This is a genomic window from Sneathiella sp. (assembly GCF_029233945.1).
Lineage (GTDB): Bacteria > Pseudomonadota > Alphaproteobacteria > Sneathiellales > Sneathiellaceae > Sneathiella.
The window spans coordinates 1-16,583 of sequence record NZ_JARGOQ010000007.1; the positions used below are offsets into that span (position 1 = coordinate 1).

The window sequence follows — 16,583 nt, forward strand, 5'->3', positions numbered from 1 at the left end:
GAGCATAACCTTGCCAAGGTTAGGGTCGTGAGTTCGAATCTCATCGCCCGCTCCATTTATCAAAAAAGGCCCTGCAGGAATGACGGGGTTTTTTGTGACTTTTTGCTTTTTCCAATCAGCTTTTCCCTTCAAGCAATCGAAATACCCCGCTTGCGCTGAAGATGATTTTTTCGCCGACCCAGGCTTCTCCTTCAACAAAAGCGAAGCCGTCATTGAGGCCGGTTTGACGCGCTGTACCCTCCAGCCAGTCGCCGATATCGGCAGCGGCACAGATATCGCAGTTCAGGTTGATCGTGACGGCGGCGACCTTGTTGGCGCGGGCCACGGCGGTGGCCATCAGGCCGTCGGCGAAAGTCGTCATCATGCCGCCATGAAGGCGACCGCGTGAATTGCAGTGACGCTCGGTAATGTAAAGGCCATGCCAGAATTGTTCGCCCTCTACCTTATGATAGAATGGCCCGTTATGGGTTGAGAAGGGGCCTCGGGTGCGGCTTTGAACAAAGCCTTCCGGGGGCGGCTTCATCGCGGGACTTTGCGTCATTTTTACGCCTTTTTCTTTTGTCAATTTTGGGCATTGACTTTCGTTATTAGACTTTTTATAAATCTTATAACGAAAGTAGCGCCGTCTAACAAGAACTACCTAACGGGAAGGAAAATAATAATGAGCGACTATAAAAAACTGATCTTCGACCGACAGGATGCGGTGACCACCATAACATTGAACCGGCCTGAAGTGCATAACGCGTTGGACCGGGAACTGTCCGCAGAGTTGAAAGACGCCATTCTTGCGGTGCGGGCGGACCGGGAATGCCGGGTCATGATCCTGCGCGGCGCAGGCGATACATTCTGCGCGGGCGACGATATCAAGGAATTCAACGAATGGAAGGGAGACGAATCCTATTGGCAGGTGCGTCTCTATCAGGAAACCGTGCAACTGATCGAGGATTTGACGCCGGTCACCATCGCCGCGGTGGACGGTGTCTGTACAGGCGGCGGCCTGGAGCTGACGCTTGTCTGTGATTTTGTTGTGGCGACGGATCGCTCGCGCTGGGGCATGCCGGAGATTGATTGGGACATTACGCCCGGTTGGGGCGGTCTCTCACGCATTCCAAAGTTTGCCGGGCGCCGCAAGGCAAAGGAATGGAACCTGATCGGCATGATGTTTACCGCAGAAAAAGCGGAGCGCTATGATCTGGTTAATCGCGTTGTCGCGCCGGAGGAGCTTGATGATCAGGTTGCCCAACTGACACATATTATGCTGCAGAAGCATCCGATGACAGTGCGCCGGACCAAGTTTGCCCTGAACAAGAGCGCGGATTTGCCGGTTCAAGGGGCGCTGGCCTTCGAAGTGCCGATCATGCCCTATGCAAGAGGGTCGTCGGGCCTCAAGGATTTCAAGAGTGCGGATAGCCGAAAGAAGCGCCGGGAACTTTCGAAGGATTTCTGGGCTGACTAGAAAGGGTTGATTTTCGGGTCGCGGTGACAATCGTGGCCCGAAAGCATTTAAACAAGATGTTTCATTTACCACAGGTCCTTGATTGTATCGCCGCCACGGTTCCCGAGAGAACGGCTATTGTCTGTCGGGATAAGCGATGGACGTTCGCGGAGTTTACGGAAAGGTCGAACCGACTCGCCAACGCCTTGCTGGAACTTGGGTTTGGATGCAGTAGGGAACGCAGCGAACTGCAGGATTGGGAATCCGGTCAGGATCTCCTTGCAGTCTATCTTCATAACAGCAATGAATATCTCGAAGCGATGCTGGGTGCATTCAAGGCGCGGCTTGCCCCGTTCAATGTAAACTACCGCTATGTCGAGGAGGAGCTTGTCTATCTCCTCAATAATGCTGGCGCGCGCGTGATTGTCTATCAGCGGAGCTTTGGCGAAAAGCTTGCAGCGATCCGTGCCCAGGTGCCGAGTTTGACTTGTTTTATCGAAATTGATGATGGGGGCCCCCGTTTTATCGAGGAGGCGATCGACTATGAAAGCCTGATCGCGGCGGCTTCGCCCAGCTCCCCGGATCTATCTTACAGCCCGGACGATCTATATATCCTGTACACCGGAGGCACCACCGGTCAGCCGAAGGGCGTGCTCTGGCGGCAGGGGGATATATGGATCTCGGTTCTGGGCGGGCGGCGACTTATCGATAAAGGTATAATTGACAACCTTGACGAAGTCGCCGCCATCGCAAATGACGGGACAATGCCGGTCCTGCCCGCGCCACCATTCATGCATGCGGCGGGGCAATGGAACGCGATCATGGGGCTTTTTGCCGGGAACACGGTGGTCATTCAGGATCGTGTCGATCAGTTGGATCCCGTGGATATTCTGGACACCATCGACCGGGAAAAGGTTGTGATGATTTCCATCGTCGGTGATGCATTTGCTCTGCCGTTGATCGAGGAAATAAAGAAGGGCGGGCATGAGTTAGGCTCACTCCGGTTTTTCCTGAACAGTGGCGCTCATTTATCGTCGAAATCCAAGCATGCATTGACAGAACTGCTTCCCAAAACCCGCATTCTTGATTTTCTGGGTTCCTCCGAGGGCGGGAATCAGGGGCAGCATGTTGAGGAGATCGATGATAATCAGCCCGGAACATTCAAGATGTCACCGGGAAATGCTGTCCTGAACGATAGCTGTACGGAGCTTCTTAAGCCTGGCCATGACGGGACGGGATGGTGGGCACGGAGGCGCTATGTGCCCATTGGCTATCTCAATGATGAAGCGGCGACTAGGAAGACATTCGTCGAGCTAAACGGGGAGCGCTTTGCGATTGCGGGCGATCGGGCGGAGTTGCTTCCGGGTGATCTTGTCAGATTGCTTGGTCGGGATTCCCTTGTCATCAACAGCGGCGGCGAGAAAATCTTCGTTGAGGAAGTCGAAGAAGCGATTAAAAGCCACGCAGCAGTTAAGGATGTTTTGGTCGTGGGCCGGGACAGTGAGCGTTGGGGGCGGGAAGCAACGGCCGTTGTCTCTTTTCATTCAGGAGTGACAGTCCGTAACGATGAATTGCTAGAGGAGGCCGCGCGTCATGTCGCGCGCTATAAATTGCCCAAGGCATTCTTTATCGTCCCGGAGGTGATGCGGCATGCCAATGGCAAGCCAGACTATAAATGGGCGGAAACCGTTGTCGCGACGGGCGATGTTAAGTCAGCACTTGATACTCTACATCATCAAGGGTGACGGTCATGTCACAGCTATGGCAGCGAAGTTCCGCCGAGAATGCATGCCCGCAAGGCTTATGCGTCAGGATCAAGGGAGGGCCATTCGCGCCGGTAAGCCATTTATCGCCCCAGGCTATAATGGTAAGTGGAACGGCATATAGTGCCAGCCCTTTTTCGGTTAAACGGTATTCGAAAAGATGAGGTTGATCGACAACGGGCTGTGTTTGCAAGACACCTGCTGCGACCATCCTTTTCAATCTGGTGGCCAGAATATTGCTGGCGATGGAGAGCCGCTGTTGAAACGCATCGAACCGTCGAATGCCGTAGAAACACTCCCGGATGATCAAAAAGCTCCACGGATCGCCGATCGTCGCCATGGTGCGCGCAATGGAACTCGGTTGTTGCCGCTCCAGCAACGCCTGTTCCACATAGCGCATTTTCGCGAATTTTTCGCGGCCCTTGCTGCGATTTCTGATCCGGCTCGTGAAGCTGACGTCCCGCGGATCAACGTTTGTATGGCAATGAGAGCAGACGATGGCTTGCTCAAGAGGATGTCCGCAGTTTTTGTGCGTCAGGCACTCAGGTACTTCGCCTTCGCTTGCCCACATCTGCCCCCAGTTAAGCGCGGCCACCAGGGCGGGCAACAGATCCCGACCTTGCTCTGTCAGAAAATATCCTTTGCGCAACCCTCCCGGTGCGAGCGGTCGATGATCCATCACCCCGTTGCGAACCAGACGATTGAGCACGCGCTTGAGGGATTCCCGCGCAATGCCAAGATTGGTCTGGAAATTATCGAACTGGACAACATCTTCAAACAGCGCTTCTCTCAGGACCATAAAGGTCCATGCGCCACCCAGAATTTCGAAGGACCGTTCGACAGAACAGCTGCTATCCGGCAGATTTTCATGCTGTAACATGCAGAGTTGTATAACATTTATATGCTTTCAGTACGAGACTTTTATACTTGCAATATGAGACTTTTAGGGATACGCTGCCTTAATAGAACAGCAAGACGGAATAATAAAAATGAAAGCGATTGTTGTTAGTGAAACGACGGGCCTTGATGGCCTGAACTTAAGCGACTTTCCAAAACCAACTGTGCGTCCGCGGGGACTGATCGTCGAAGTCAATACGGCGGCGCTTAACTTTCCTGACGTCCTGCAACCGAGAGGCCTGTATCAGGATCAGCCGAAACTACCTTTTGTTCTCGGGCTTGAATTTTCCGGGATCGTGCGCGAAGCAGGTGCTGATTGCCATAGATTGAAAGTCGGCGATCGGATCGTCGGCATGGGGCAGGGTGCTTTCGGGCAGTTCAGCTCCGTACGGGAGCAAATGTGTTTTAAACTTCCGGACAGCATAGCTTTTGACCTCGGCGCGGCCATTCCGCTCGCCGGCGGAACGGCGATGTACGGGTTGAAATATTGCGGCCAACTGCGGGAGGGCGAAACGCTGGTTGTCCTTGGCGCCGCTGGGGGCACAGGCAATTACGCGGTGCAAATCGGGAAGGCGCTTGGGGCGCGGGTTATTGCCGTCTGTTCCAGCAAGGAAAAAATGCAATCCGCCGCCGCCGCCGGGGCCGATGTCGTGGTCAACTATACCGAAGAAGATCTGAATGAGCGGTTGAAGGAGCTTACCGATAACAGGGGGGTTGATGTCGTTTATGACCCTGTTGGTGGCGATCTATTCGGGATATGCTCCCGCCGGATGGCGCGGGGTGGTCGGATGCTTATCGTTGGTTTTGCGTCGGGACGCATTCCGGATCTTGGCGTGAATATGCCGCTGATCAAATCTTACGCCGTGCTGGGCGCAAACTGGTCAACAACCGCTTGGCATGAGCCGGACATCTCGAACAAAGTGATGAATGATCTTTTTGATCTCTGTGCGCAAGGGCGGGTGAAGCCTGCCATCGACAGGACATTCCCGTTGGAGCAGGCGAAAGCCGCACTGGCCCGTCTTGAAAATCAACAGGCCATCGGCAAAACCCTTATTCACGTTAATTGATTTCCCTTTGCCTGCGCCGCTGTAGCCAGACATCGAGTGAAAAGTGATCCCGATGGCGCAACAGCCAGAGAGAGGCGAAACCGGCGAGCGCCGCAAGCGCAATGGCGTTGTTGCGATTAACGGGAAAGCCATCCTCAATCACAAACGGGGCGATCAGGCTTGGAAAGATCACGATAACCGTGACGAGATGCATCAGGAAAAGAAGGCCGTAGGATAGGATCCGCCAGAGCCCCAAAGCGGCCATGACGCAAATCACGATCTGTGCCGTGCCCATGACATAGGGCATGGTTGCGCCGATATCTATGCCATGAAAATAGCCCCAGATGCGCATATACTGCCCGGGCTCGATAATCTTGTTCACGGCCCAGACAAAAAGAAACCAGGCGAGGCCAAGGCGTAAAATCAGCAGGGCGACCGCGTCGCGCGTGTCCGGGGTTTTTATCACCACTACTCTCCCTCGATATGAAGAACTCTTCGGTAGGTGATAGCAGAATGCGCGCCGCGCCGGGCACACGATGTCTCACTATTGCGTGAATTGTGAAGACCTTGAAAATTGAATGACTAATCATGCTGGCGATTGCGCCAAATCAATGCCGACACCTTGCGCCGGTTCTTAAATGAACTAAGTCTTAAAAGTAGGATACATTCTTAAAGTCGCTGGAGAAAAACAAGATGTCACATGTACCCCATGAGCTTGCCGAAGAGTTTCCCGAATCAACAGATCAAATTCATTCATTGACACAATCTGACGCTCATTTCGCCAAACTTGCAGAGGAGTATCATTCGGTCAATCGGGAAATTCACAGGGTTGAGACAAATGTGACGCCTGCGGATGAAGGATATGAAAAACAACTCCGTCGTCAACGCCTCTCTCTCAAAGACCAGATCACTACATATTTAGGATAATGATCTTGCTGGTTTGGGGTTCGTCTTTGCGGTAGCTCTTGTGCTTGCTAGGGTTTTACTGTTTAACCGAAGCATTATGATCAGGATTAACGGCAATATTACACTGGATGATTCGGAAATCGCCGAGAGTTTTATCCGGGCGTCTGGCCCCGGCGGTCAGAATGTCAACAAGGTCGAGACGGCGGTTCAGTTGCGTTTCGATGCAAAAAACAGCCCCAATCTTCCGCCGCATATTTTTGCGCGATTAAGGGAGCAGGCCGGGCAGCGGATGACGAAAGACGGGGTTCTCGTCCTCACGGCCAGCGAATACCGTTCCCAGGATCGCAACCGGAAGGCAGCGCTGGACCGGCTTGTTGATTTGATCCAGAAAGCAGCGACCATTCCCAAATACCGACGACCTACGAAGCCGACCTATGCTTCCAAGCAACGGCGGCTTGAGACAAAGCAGAGGCGTTCCGGTCTCAAGAAGTCCCGGGGGAAAGTTGGATTGGACTAGAAGGGGCTTTACTTGGGAGGCCAAGAAAGTTTTCGTTTATGTAATCATTGACTTGTTGATAATAATCTATATGTAAGCACCACGTGTTACATTCGTTTTGACTTGCCTAAATAATCGGTCCGCTGGTTACCTTAGTTATCCTGGACAATGTGATCGTTACGAAAACCGTAGGTCTGCAAGGTGCGGGCCGCGCGTTTCATGTTGCTGTATAGGAATAAAACTATGGCTACTGGTACTGTAAAATGGTTCAACCCGACAAAAGGTTTTGGCTTTATTGAGCCTGAAGATGGTTCAAATGACGCATTTGTCCATATTTCCGCGGTTGAACGCGCCGGGCTTCAGAGCCTGAATGAAGGTCAGAAGGTCTCTTATGAGCTCGAAGCTGGCAAGAACGGCAAATCTTCTGCAGAAAATATCACTCTGCTCTAATTTGCGTTAATTGAAAGCCGCCGTCAGTTGATACTGACGGCGGCTTTTTTGTGTCAGGGCGCATACCGGTTGCGGCCAAATTCAATCCGCTTTTTGCTTATGCTCCAGTGTCAGGCCCTTGGCGGTTCGGTTCTGGAAGCCTTTCCAGTAATTATGCTCGGGCTTCGGGGTGCCGTCCTTTTCAAGGGCAAAGACACCGTCATTGGCCGTCTCGATAATATCGAGATAACTCTGTTTTGCATCATCCCCTTTTAAATGAGAGTCGAAATAGGCGGTGACAAAATGCTGAGTGATATTGTTCATACGAAGTGTATCCCAAACCGCATCCGCATAATGGTCAAAGGGAACAAAATCCAGATTGTCGACCGGGTTCCATGATTCTGCTGGTGCAGGGATCGGGGCCGCGGCGTTGTGGTTGGCATTTTCAAATGTGAGCAGATATCGATCCGTATTCACGGCATTTTCAAAAATCGCTTTCGTGCCTTTTTCATATCCCGAAACATCATCGACGCTGCCTGCGATAAAGAACATCGGTACGCGCACCCCCGCCAGCCCTTCCGCATCCCAAAAGCCGTATGTCATGCCCCAGGGCGCGATAGAGACAATCGCCTTGAACCGGTCATCCAGCATGGCTTCATGCTCCGTGCTCCCCGCCATCATGGGTTTCAGGGTGCCGTTTGGGGCGCCCCAGGTGAGTTCGGTCGCGGCCTTGGTGACGCCGCCGCCCGCCGTAATCACCGATCCATAGGCGCCCATGGAATAGCCGATCAATCCAGTATCATCCGCATTCACGAGGCCGTTCAGGAAGCTACTTGTGTCCTTTCCAAGGCGATCCATCTCTTCCAGCACGAATTTCTGGTCCAGCGGCCGGTTGACCAGCGTGCTGCCGAAGGCGGCCTTGTCATGATACATGCTGTCCGTATGATCTATGGACGCGACGACATATCCTTTGGAGGCCAGATTTTCTGCCAGATGGCTCAGCAAAAAGCGGTTTCCCGGATATCCGTGCGAGATAATGATTAAAGGATACGCCATTGCGGTGGTTGCCGGAGCCGCGTCGCGGACTGCCTGACCATAAAGCGTGACCTGCGTCTTTCCGTCACGCAAATAAACATTGTTGTATTCGCCGCCCCGTTTTGCGCCATCCGACGGATACCAGACTTCCACGGTTAGTGGTCGATCATATTTGGGGAGCGGCTTATCTGCTTCAACTTTCAGGATGTCCACCTGATCTTTATTGATGAGTTGAATGGTTTGGACGCCGACAGTATAGTCACCGGGCTTTGCGAGTTCTGGCGCATCGGGTCGTAATCCGTCGACCCTGTTATCTGCCGCCAATGCTGTCCCGCCCATAATAAACCCCATAATCGCAGTAATTAGTATCTTTCTCATTCTTCCCTCCCCGATTGCGGGGCTGATGCCCCATTCCCCAGATCGATATTTTCACGGGATGGATGAAAAAACCATAACAATAATATGAAATTTACTTGGATATGCTCAAAAAATAGACAAAAATAGCAGCCGATGGGCTGGAATCAGATATTTTGCCTAAATTATTAGCATTGCCGACTTTTTGATCAGAGGCTGTTCATCCTGAAATCCCTCGCCGAACAAGCGTTTGTTAATAAATCCTTTACTTATCAAATAGTTAGCATTCTCCAGCGAGAGAGCCTCAATTTCTGGCACGGCCTTTGCTTTTTGTACGGCACTACAAAAATAACAATGGGCTAATGGAGGCATCATTAAAATGTTAGGACTACGCAAAGTCGCAGGAATGATTACGGGCGCGGCCATGTTGGCAACCAGCGCTTTCGGTCTGAGCACTGCTCAGGCTGCGGATGACGTGATCAAGGTAGGGGTCTTGCACTCCCTGTCCGGCACGATGGCAATTTCGGAAACCACTTTGAAGGACGCGGTCCTGATGATGGTGGACGATCTCAATAAGAAAGGCGGTCTTTTGGGCAAAAAGGTTGAGGCGGTTGTGGTTGACCCTGCATCCGACTGGCCATTGTTTGCGGAAAAAGCCCGTGAACTGATTGAGGTAGAAAAGGTTGACGTTGTTTTCGGTTGCTGGACATCCGTGTCCCGCAAATCCGTCCTTCCGGTATTTGAAGAGCTGAACAGCATGCTTTTCTACCCTGTTCAGTATGAAGGCGAGGAAAGCTCTCGCAATGTGTTCTACACCGGCGCCGCACCGAACCAGCAGGCAATTCCGGCTGTTGAATATCTGATGAGTGAAGAAGGCGGTAACGTTAAGCGCTGGGTGCTGGCCGGTACTGACTATGTTTATCCGCGCACGACCAACAAAATCCTGGAAGCTTTCCTGAAATCTAAGGGAGTCGCCGAAGAGGATATCATGATCAACTATACGCCGTTCGGTCATTCCGATTGGCAGACGATCGTTTCCGATATCAAAAAGTTCGGTTCCGAAGGCAAGAAAACCGCTGTGGTTTCCACGATCAATGGTGACGCCAACGTTCCTTTCTATAAAGAACTCGGCAACCAGGGTATCGACGCTGCGGATATTCCAGTCGTCGCGTTCTCCGTTGGTGAAGAAGAACTCGCCGGTCTTGATACCGCGCCGCTCGTCGGTCACCTTGCTGCATGGAACTACTTCATGAGCATGGAAAGCGAAGAAAACGACGCTTTCATCAAGCAGTGGAAAGCCTTTATCGGCGATGACAAGCGGGTTACCAACGATCCGATGGAGGCAACTTATATCGGCTTCAAGATGTGGACGCAGGCTGTAGAGCAGGCTGGCACCACCAATGTGGATGCGGTTCGTCAGGCAATGTATGGCCAGGAGGTCAAGAACCTCACCGGCGGTACGGCTGTCATGAACACCAACCATCATCTGTCCAAGCCAGTCCTGATTGGTGAAATCCAGGACGATGGCCAGATTGAAACGGTCTGGCGGACGGAAGATGTCGTTGTTGGCGATGCCTGGAGCGATTACATCCCGGAAAGCGCCAAATTGGTTGCTGACTGGACATACCCTTATGTCTGCGGTGGCTGTGAAAAGCCGATGTACTAATCACCGTCTTGTGATTGCCGAAGGGTCGGCATTATGTCGGCCCTTCCTTCCCCCCCTTTAATTTTGCGAGAATCCGGTTACCCCCATGCGGATTACAATCAAAACCATAATTGTGGCCTTGCTGTACCTAATGGCGACCCAGGCCCCCGCGTATGCGGATCTGACGGACGCCGCGAAGGGCCTGCTTTCAAAAAGCTACAGTGATAAAATTCAAGCGACTGAGGCAATTGCTGCATCCGGCGATCCTCAAGCTGCAAATCTGCTGGAAACCTTGCTTGGTGGAGATCTTTACGCTACGAAATCCGATGCCCGGCTTGTCTCCCGCGAAAAGGTAAGCGGTGGATACCAGATCACGGATATTATTACCGAAGAAGATCTTGGTGTTGTCGAGAGTGGCGATCTTTCCAAAATTCGTATCAACAATAAAATGCGCGGTCTTATCAATGATCTTCTCGGGCGGTTGACCTTGTTGAACGAAGATCCTGATTTACGGCTCAAGGCAGCGGATTCGGTTTTCAAAAGCCGCCCCAAAGAAATGATTGTTCCTCTTCGTGACGCGCTGGCCGCGGAAACGGATGAAACTGTGGCCGGAGCCATGCGCCGGGCGCTGGCAGCCCTCAATTTTTTGTATGGGGAAACTCCTGAAATACAGGCCGAAGCACTTCTCATTCTCGAAGAACAACCGGGTCCCGATGTAAAGTCGCTGTTGAGTGCTGAGGCGAACAGGATGGCGGCCATTCAGAATCCGTCGCCCGAAATTCAGGAACTTGCGAAAAATGTGGATACGGCCCTTGCCAAGGTCGAAGAAAAACTCGCCATGCTCGGCGTTGTTGAAAATGTGTTTCAGGGTATTTCGCTTGGCTCTGTGCTGCTCCTTGCCGCCATCGGTCTCGCCATCACCTTCGGGGTGATGGGGGTCATCAATATGGCGCATGGGGAAATGGTGATGATCGGTGCCTATACGACCTATGTGGTACAGGAACTTTGCCGCAACTTTGCGCCGGACCTTCTTGTCTACTCGTTGGTGGCGGCCATCCCGGCCGCATTTATCGTTGCCGGACTTTGCGGCGTTGCAATCGAACGCAGCATTATCCGATTCCTTTATGGCCGTCCGCTGGAGACGCTGCTGGCGACCTGGGGGTTGAGCCTGATTTTGCAACAATTCGTCCGGACGATTTTCGGCCCGACAAACAAAGAGGTTTCTTCCCCTGATTGGTTAAGCGGCACCTGGGAAATCACGGGTGGGCTTGCGCTTACCTATAACCGGATTGCCATCATCCTCTTTGCGGCGGCGGTGCTGTTTATGTTGATGCTGGTATTGCGTAAAACCGCCTTCGGGTTGCAGATGCGCGCCGTTACCCAGAACCGCAGGATGGCCGCCTCAATGGGGATCCGGACGGGCTGGGTGGACGCCATGACCTTTGGTCTGGGCTCCGGTGTTGCGGGTATGGCCGGCGTCGCCTTGAGCCAGATTGACAATGTCAGCCCCAACCTGGGTCAAGCCTATATCGTTGACAGCTTCATGGTTGTCGTCTTTGGCGGTGTTGGCAATCTATGGGGCACGCTGGTGGGCGCCCTCAGCCTGGGTGTCGCCAACAAGTTTCTTGAGCCCTATGCCGGAGCGGTTCTCGCCAAGATATTCATCCTTGTTTTCATCATTCTGTTTATCCAGAAGCGACCTAGAGGGCTGTTCGCCCTCAAGGGCCGTGCTGTGGAGAATTGAGCCATGGTTGACGTGATAAACAAATCTCAAAAAGGCCCGTTTGTTTCCCTCATGACGGGTCTTCCGGGCGGCGGCAAGACGTTTTTGGGGATTCTTCTTGTTGCCGCCCTCCTTGTTCCTTTAAGCAACACCCTGCTCCCGGCGAGTTCCCCGTTCCATGTGCCGACCTATCTGGTCAGCCTGATGGGGAAATATGTCTGCTTCGCGCTTCTTGCGCTGAGTGTCGATCTTATCTGGGGGTTTGCCGGTATCCTGAGTCTGGGGCATGGTGCCTTTTTTGCGCTGGGCGGTTATGCGATGGGCATGTATCTGATGCGCCAGATCGGGGATCGTGGAGTGTACGGCAACCCTATACTCCCGGATTTCATGGTATTCCTCAACTGGACGGAGTTGCCCTGGTATTGGTATGGCTTTGATATGTTCCTCTTTGCCATGCTGATGGTAATGCTGGTTCCGGGCTTGCTCGCCTTTGTCTTCGGCTGGTTTGCGTTCCGTTCCCGCGTCACCGGTGTTTATCTCTCGATCATCACTCAGGCCATGACCTATGCACTGCTACTCGCCTTTTTCCGCAATGATATGGGGTTCGGCGGCAATAACGGCCTGACCGATTTCAAGGATCTTCTCGGCTTTGACCTGCAGGCGACCGGAACGCGGTTGGGGCTATTCGTTGCCTCCCTGATCGCGCTTGCCTTCGGATATCTGGTTTGCAGTTTTATCACTCAATCCAAGCTTGGCCGCGTGCTTGTCGCCATTCGCGACGCGGAAAGCCGGACGCGTTTCTCGGGCTATCGGGTGGAATATTACAAGCTTTTTGTTTTCGTCGTCTCGGCGGTTCTGGCCGGTATTGCGGGCGCGCTGTATGTGCCGCAGGTCGGGATCATTAATCCGTCCGAATTTTCCCCGGCGAACTCAATTGAAGTTGTGATCTGGGTGGCGGTCGGGGGCAGAGGTACGCTCTGGGGCGCGGTTCTGGGAGCCTTCATTGTCAACTGGGGGAAAAGCTATTTTACCGGCAGCTTTCCGGAGGCCTGGCTCTATATGCTGGGAGGGCTGTTCGTCTTTTCGACATTGTTCCTGCCGAAAGGAATTGTCGGCACTTCCGCTAATTGGATCGAAAAATTGAAGAATACACGGCAGGGAAACCCGGATATCGGCATTCCCTTGCCTGTGAAAGAAGAATGATGACTACGCAAGCCAATGAACCAATTCATCAGGATATGGCATCAATCCTGTATCTTGATGGGGTCAGTGTCAGTTTTGATGGTTTCAAAGCTCTGAATAATCTCAGCTTCGTGATTGAGCCGGGAGAAATGCGGGCGATTATCGGTCCGAACGGTGCCGGCAAAACAACAATGATGGACGTCATCACGGGCAAGACGAAACCGGACACCGGTGAAGTATTCTTCAAAGGGGGTATTGATCTTACCAAGCATGACGAAGCCTTTATCGCCAATCTCGGTATTGGCCGTAAATTCCAGAAACCGACGGTATTTGAAAGCCAGACTGTCTTTCATAATCTGGAACTGTCTCTGAAGGGCGAGAAAGGGGTGATGACAACCCTTTTTGCGGCGCTGAATGACGAGGAAGTCGCGCGGATTATGGAAATTCTGGGCGTTATCCGTCTCACGGACAAGGCGAGCGATCTAGCCGGCAGTCTTTCCCATGGGCAGAAGCAGTGGTTGGAAATCGGCATGTTGCTGATGCAGGACCCGGATTTGTTGTTGGTGGATGAGCCGGTCGCGGGCATGACTGATGCGGAAACGGAGCAGACTGCCATCTTGCTTCGTGAAATTTCGGCGACCCATTCGGTTGTTGTTGTGGAGCATGACATGGAGTTTGTCCGGGCGCTTAATTCGAAGGTGACTGTATTGCATGAAGGGTCTGTGCTTGCCGAAGGCAGTTTGGATACCGTGCAGAATAATCAACGCGTTATCGAAGTTTATCTGGGGCGCTGATCATGCTGACTGTTGAAAATGTCGATCTTTTTTACGGGGCGAGCCAAGCCTTGCGCCATGTGTCGCTAGAGGTGAAGAAAGGGGAAGTTACCTCCCTCCTCGGGCGTAATGGTGTTGGGAAGACCAGCACCTTGCGCGCTATTGTCGGACAGCATCCGGTTTCAAACGGGAAAATCATATGGGAAGACAAGGACATTACCAACATGAGCGCGCATCAGCGTGCCCGTGAAGGAATTGCCGTTATTCCGCAGGGGCGGGAGATATTCCCCCTTCTGACCGTGCATGAAAACCTGAAGACAGGTTTTGCGGCCTTGCCTCTCAAAGAGAGATTTATCCCTTCCGAAATTTTTGATCTGTTTCCCATCCTGAAAGACATGCTAAGGAGGAGAGGGGGGGACCTGTCCGGCGGACAACAACAACAGCTGGCGATTGGCCGCGCGCTCGTTATGCGACCCAAGCTTCTTGTGCTTGATGAACCGACCGAAGGGATCCAGCCGTCCATCATCAAGGACATTGGCAATGTTATCGAAATACTGAGAGACCGCGGGGACATGGCCATCTTGCTGGTGGAACAATATTTCGAGTTTGCGCGCGATCTTGCCAACCGGTTCGCCGTTATGGACCGCGGGGAGGTCGTCCTGGCCGGAGCGAAAGAGGATATGCTGGAAAGTGACGTTCGAAAATATCTTACTGTCTGATCCCGCAACCGCCGTGGCATCGATGACATCGCGGAAAGAGCCTGCGGCTCTCGCCCGCTCCGAAGGGCGCGTGGAGTTGAGGTATCGAAGAAGAGAGGCTGTCTCCGCGCTGGCCCATCTTTATCAGCGCGGATGCGGCAGGGTCCGGTTTCCAACCGTTGACCATGCAGAATATCCCGAAGCCGTTTTAATTAACACGGCCGGCGGGCTGACGGGCGGCGATCATATGTCCTATCAGATCGCATTGGATGAGGGCGCGGGCCTTACCATATCGGGGCAGGCCGCTGAGAAAATCTATCGGTCCGTTAGCTCAACGGCAGTGATAGAGGCCGAGATTCATGTTGCCTGCGGGGCTGTTCTTGAATGGTTGCCGCAAGAGACAATCCTTTTCGAAAAAGGCCGCCTTCGCCGGATGAACAGTGTGCATCTGGAGGCAGGAAGTCGCCTGATGGCCCTTGAAGCAACGCTGTTTGGCCGAACAGCCCATGGGGAGACGTTAAGATCCGCAAGCATTCGCGATGGTTGGAAAATCTGGCGGGACGGCAAGCTTCTCTGGTTCGATAACTTTGTTCTGGAGGGAGATATTCATGCCAAATCCTTGCGCCCGGCGGTGCTGGACGGAGCAAAAGGAATGGCGACAATCCTGATCGCGGATGATCAGGCTGGGAGCTATCTTGAAGTTGCACGAAAATTGTGCCGGGAGTGCGGTGTGCGGGCGGTGGCCACCTGCCGGGACGAGTTGCTGATTATGCGGGTGCTGGCCGGAAGCGGTTATGAATTGCGGAAAAGCCTCGCGCAGATTTTGACTGGAATGCGGACAGAATTAGCGGGGCATGCCGTGGCGCTGCCAAAAGTATGGGAAAATCAATAAGAAGGGCGGAAGATGCAATTTACACCGAGGGAAAAGGACAAATTGCTGGTCTCGCTGGCAGCCATAGTGGCGCGCGAGCGGCTGGCAAGAGGGGTGAAGCTGAATTACCCTGAATCCATTGCACTTATTACGGATTTTGTCATAGAGGGCGCGCGCGATGGCAAAACCGTGGCGACCCTGATGAGTGAAGGCGGAACCGTCGTCAGCCGGGAGCAGGTCATGGACGGCATTGCCGAGATGATCGATGAAGTTCAGGTCGAGGCCACTTTTCCCGACGGGACCAAGCTGGTCACCGTGCATGATCCCATTCGATAAGGAGCGTGAGATGAAACCAGGAGAGATCATTCCCGCTGAGGGAGAAATTGAGCTGAATGTCGGCCGTCAGTCTATGTCCTTGACAGTTTCCAACACCGGGGACCGCCCCGTCCAGGTGGGCAGTCATTTTCATTTTGCCGAAGCAAACAGCGGCCTTGAATTTGATCGGGAGGCAGCGAAGGGATTTCGTCTTGATATCCCCTCCGGCACGGCGATCCGTTTCGAGCCTGGCCAGACACGGGATATAAATCTCGTCGCACTCTCGGGCACACGTACCGTCTATGGATTTAATCAGGCCGTTATGGGCCCGCTGGATAAGGGAGAATAAAATGGCGGTAACCTTTTCACGGGGCGCCTATGCGGGTATGTTTGGCCCGACGACGGGGGACAAGGTTCGCCTTGCGGATACTGAGCTTTTTATCGAAGTTGAGAAGGATTTCACCACTTATGGGGAAGAGGTCAAGTTCGGCGGTGGCAAGGTCATCCGCGACGGTATGGGCCAGTCACAGGTAACGCGGGCAAATGGTGCTGTCGATACGGTGATTACCAACGCGCTGATCGTCGATCACTGGGGGATCGTCAAGGCCGATGTCGGTTTGCGCGATGGCAAAATACATGCAATTGGCAAGGCCGGAAATCCGGATATCCAGTCGGACGTCAATATCATTATCGGGCCTTCTACTGAAGTTATTGCGGGTGAAGGAAAGATACTCACTGCAGGTGCGCTTGATGTACATATCCATTTCATCTGCCCGCAGCAGATTGATGACGCGCTCTATAGCGGGGTGACGACCATGATGGGCGGCGGCACGGGTCCGGCGACTGGAACGAACGCGACGACCTGTACACCGGGCGCTTTTCATCTTGCGCGGATGATGCAGGCGGCGGAAGCTTTCCCCATGAACCTCGGCTTTTTTGGCAAAGGCAACGCGAGCCTGCCTGACGCCTTGGTGGAGCAGGTACAGGCTGGCGCTTGCGGCCTGAAGCTGCATGA

General features: G+C 53.2%; 19 protein-coding genes. 15 read left to right on the plus strand and 4 right to left on the minus strand.

Annotation, left to right across the window (positions count from 1 at the left end):
• Positions 1-115: 115 nt before the first annotated feature.
• Positions 116-541, minus strand: a complete 426-nt coding sequence (locus P1U71_RS03655) for a PaaI family thioesterase (RefSeq protein ID WP_301104193.1) — start codon at positions 539-541, stop codon at positions 116-118.
• A gap of 120 nt (positions 542-661) precedes the next feature.
• Between P1U71_RS03655 and P1U71_RS03660 the strand changes: the two genes are divergently transcribed.
• Both P1U71_RS03660 and P1U71_RS03665 read left to right on the plus strand, forming a co-directional pair.
• The gene (locus P1U71_RS03660; protein WP_301104194.1) at positions 662-1,456 is read left to right on the plus strand and encodes an enoyl-CoA hydratase/isomerase family protein; all 795 of its coding nucleotides are present in this window, start codon (positions 662-664) and stop codon (positions 1,454-1,456) included.
• A 32-nt stretch (positions 1,457-1,488) separates the two neighbouring features.
• Positions 1,489-3,180, plus strand: a complete 1,692-nt coding sequence (locus P1U71_RS03665) for an acyl-CoA synthetase (RefSeq protein WP_301104195.1) — start codon at positions 1,489-1,491, stop codon at positions 3,178-3,180.
• On the opposite strand, the gene P1U71_RS03670 is transcribed toward P1U71_RS03665, so the two are convergent.
• Positions 3,143-4,078: a helix-turn-helix domain-containing protein gene (locus tag P1U71_RS03670; protein WP_301104196.1), complete on the minus strand. Its 936-nt coding sequence runs from the start codon at positions 4,076-4,078 to the stop codon at positions 3,143-3,145. The two genes, P1U71_RS03665 and P1U71_RS03670, sit on opposite strands and share 38 nt — an antisense overlap.
• A 109-nt stretch (positions 4,079-4,187) precedes the next feature.
• On the opposite strand from P1U71_RS03670, the gene P1U71_RS03675 reads away from it, so the two are divergent.
• Positions 4,188-5,162, plus strand: a complete 975-nt coding sequence (locus P1U71_RS03675; RefSeq protein ID WP_301104197.1) for an NADPH:quinone oxidoreductase family protein — start codon at positions 4,188-4,190, stop codon at positions 5,160-5,162.
• On the opposite strand, the gene P1U71_RS03680 is transcribed toward P1U71_RS03675, so the two are convergent.
• Positions 5,155-5,607 (minus strand): DoxX family membrane protein, encoded by a 453-nt coding sequence (locus tag P1U71_RS03680; protein WP_301104198.1) that lies wholly within the window; start codon positions 5,605-5,607, stop codon positions 5,155-5,157. The two genes, P1U71_RS03675 and P1U71_RS03680, sit on opposite strands and share 8 nt — an antisense overlap.
• 227 nt (positions 5,608-5,834) lie before the next feature.
• Here P1U71_RS03680 and P1U71_RS03685 point away from each other — a divergent pair, with 227 nt between their 5' ends.
• The 3 genes from P1U71_RS03685 (at position 5,835) to P1U71_RS03695 (ending at position 6,993) form a co-directional block, all read left to right on the plus strand.
• Complete coding sequence (locus P1U71_RS03685) at positions 5,835-6,068, plus strand: YdcH family protein (RefSeq protein WP_301104199.1); 234 nt, start codon at positions 5,835-5,837, stop codon at positions 6,066-6,068.
• 76 nt (positions 6,069-6,144) lie between these two features.
• Entirely contained in the window at positions 6,145-6,564 is a 420-nt protein-coding gene (gene arfB / locus P1U71_RS03690; RefSeq protein ID WP_301104200.1) for an alternative ribosome rescue aminoacyl-tRNA hydrolase ArfB, read from the plus strand.
• 222 nt (positions 6,565-6,786) lie between these two features.
• Entirely contained in the window at positions 6,787-6,993 is a 207-nt protein-coding gene (locus P1U71_RS03695; protein WP_301104201.1) for a cold-shock protein, read from the plus strand.
• An 81-nt stretch (positions 6,994-7,074) separates the two neighbouring features.
• Here the strand turns inward: P1U71_RS03695 and P1U71_RS03700 are convergent, their stop codons facing one another.
• Positions 7,075-8,385 carry a hypothetical protein gene (locus tag P1U71_RS03700; protein WP_301104202.1) on the minus strand — a complete coding sequence of 437 codons (1,311 nt, stop codon included), beginning with the start codon at positions 8,383-8,385 and terminating at the stop codon, positions 7,075-7,077.
• Positions 8,386-8,785: 400 nt separating this feature from the next.
• On the opposite strand from P1U71_RS03700, the gene urtA reads away from it, so the two are divergent.
• The 9 genes from urtA to P1U71_RS03745 form a co-directional block, all read left to right on the plus strand.
• Positions 8,786-10,027 (plus strand): urea ABC transporter substrate-binding protein, encoded by a 1,242-nt coding sequence (urtA, locus tag P1U71_RS03705; RefSeq protein WP_367281114.1) that lies wholly within the window; start codon positions 8,786-8,788, stop codon positions 10,025-10,027.
• Between the two features lie 85 nt (positions 10,028-10,112).
• Positions 10,113-11,750 carry an urea ABC transporter permease subunit UrtB gene (gene urtB / locus P1U71_RS03710; RefSeq protein ID WP_301104204.1) on the plus strand — a complete coding sequence of 546 codons (1,638 nt, stop codon included), beginning with the start codon at positions 10,113-10,115 and terminating at the stop codon, positions 11,748-11,750.
• A 51-nt stretch (positions 11,751-11,801) separates the two neighbouring features.
• A complete protein-coding gene (gene urtC, locus P1U71_RS03715) occupies positions 11,802-12,932 on the plus strand; it encodes an urea ABC transporter permease subunit UrtC (RefSeq protein WP_367281115.1) in 1,131 nt (376 codons plus the stop codon).
• Positions 12,932-13,705, plus strand: coding sequence for an urea ABC transporter ATP-binding protein UrtD (gene urtD / locus P1U71_RS03720; RefSeq protein ID WP_367281116.1), 774 nt, complete (start codon positions 12,932-12,934; stop codon positions 13,703-13,705). Before urtC ends, urtD begins: the two co-directional genes overlap by 1 nt.
• A 2-nt stretch (positions 13,706-13,707) precedes the next feature.
• A complete protein-coding gene (gene urtE, locus P1U71_RS03725) occupies positions 13,708-14,403 on the plus strand; it encodes an urea ABC transporter ATP-binding subunit UrtE (RefSeq protein WP_301104207.1) in 696 nt (231 codons plus the stop codon).
• Positions 14,375-15,274 carry an urease accessory protein UreD gene (locus P1U71_RS03730; RefSeq protein WP_301104208.1) on the plus strand — a complete coding sequence of 300 codons (900 nt, stop codon included), beginning with the start codon at positions 14,375-14,377 and terminating at the stop codon, positions 15,272-15,274. Before urtE ends, P1U71_RS03730 begins: the two co-directional genes overlap by 29 nt.
• Before the next feature lie 12 nt (positions 15,275-15,286).
• On the plus strand, positions 15,287-15,589 hold the full coding sequence (locus tag P1U71_RS03735) for an urease subunit gamma (RefSeq protein ID WP_301104209.1): 303 nt from the start codon (positions 15,287-15,289) through the stop codon (positions 15,587-15,589).
• Positions 15,590-15,599: 10 nt separating this feature from the next.
• The gene (locus P1U71_RS03740; protein ID WP_301104210.1) at positions 15,600-15,917 is read left to right on the plus strand and encodes an urease subunit beta; all 318 of its coding nucleotides are present in this window, start codon (positions 15,600-15,602) and stop codon (positions 15,915-15,917) included.
• Between the two features lies 1 nt (position 15,918).
• The coding region (locus tag P1U71_RS03745; protein WP_301104211.1) for an urease subunit alpha at positions 15,919-16,583 on the plus strand (665 nt) is incomplete at its 3' end.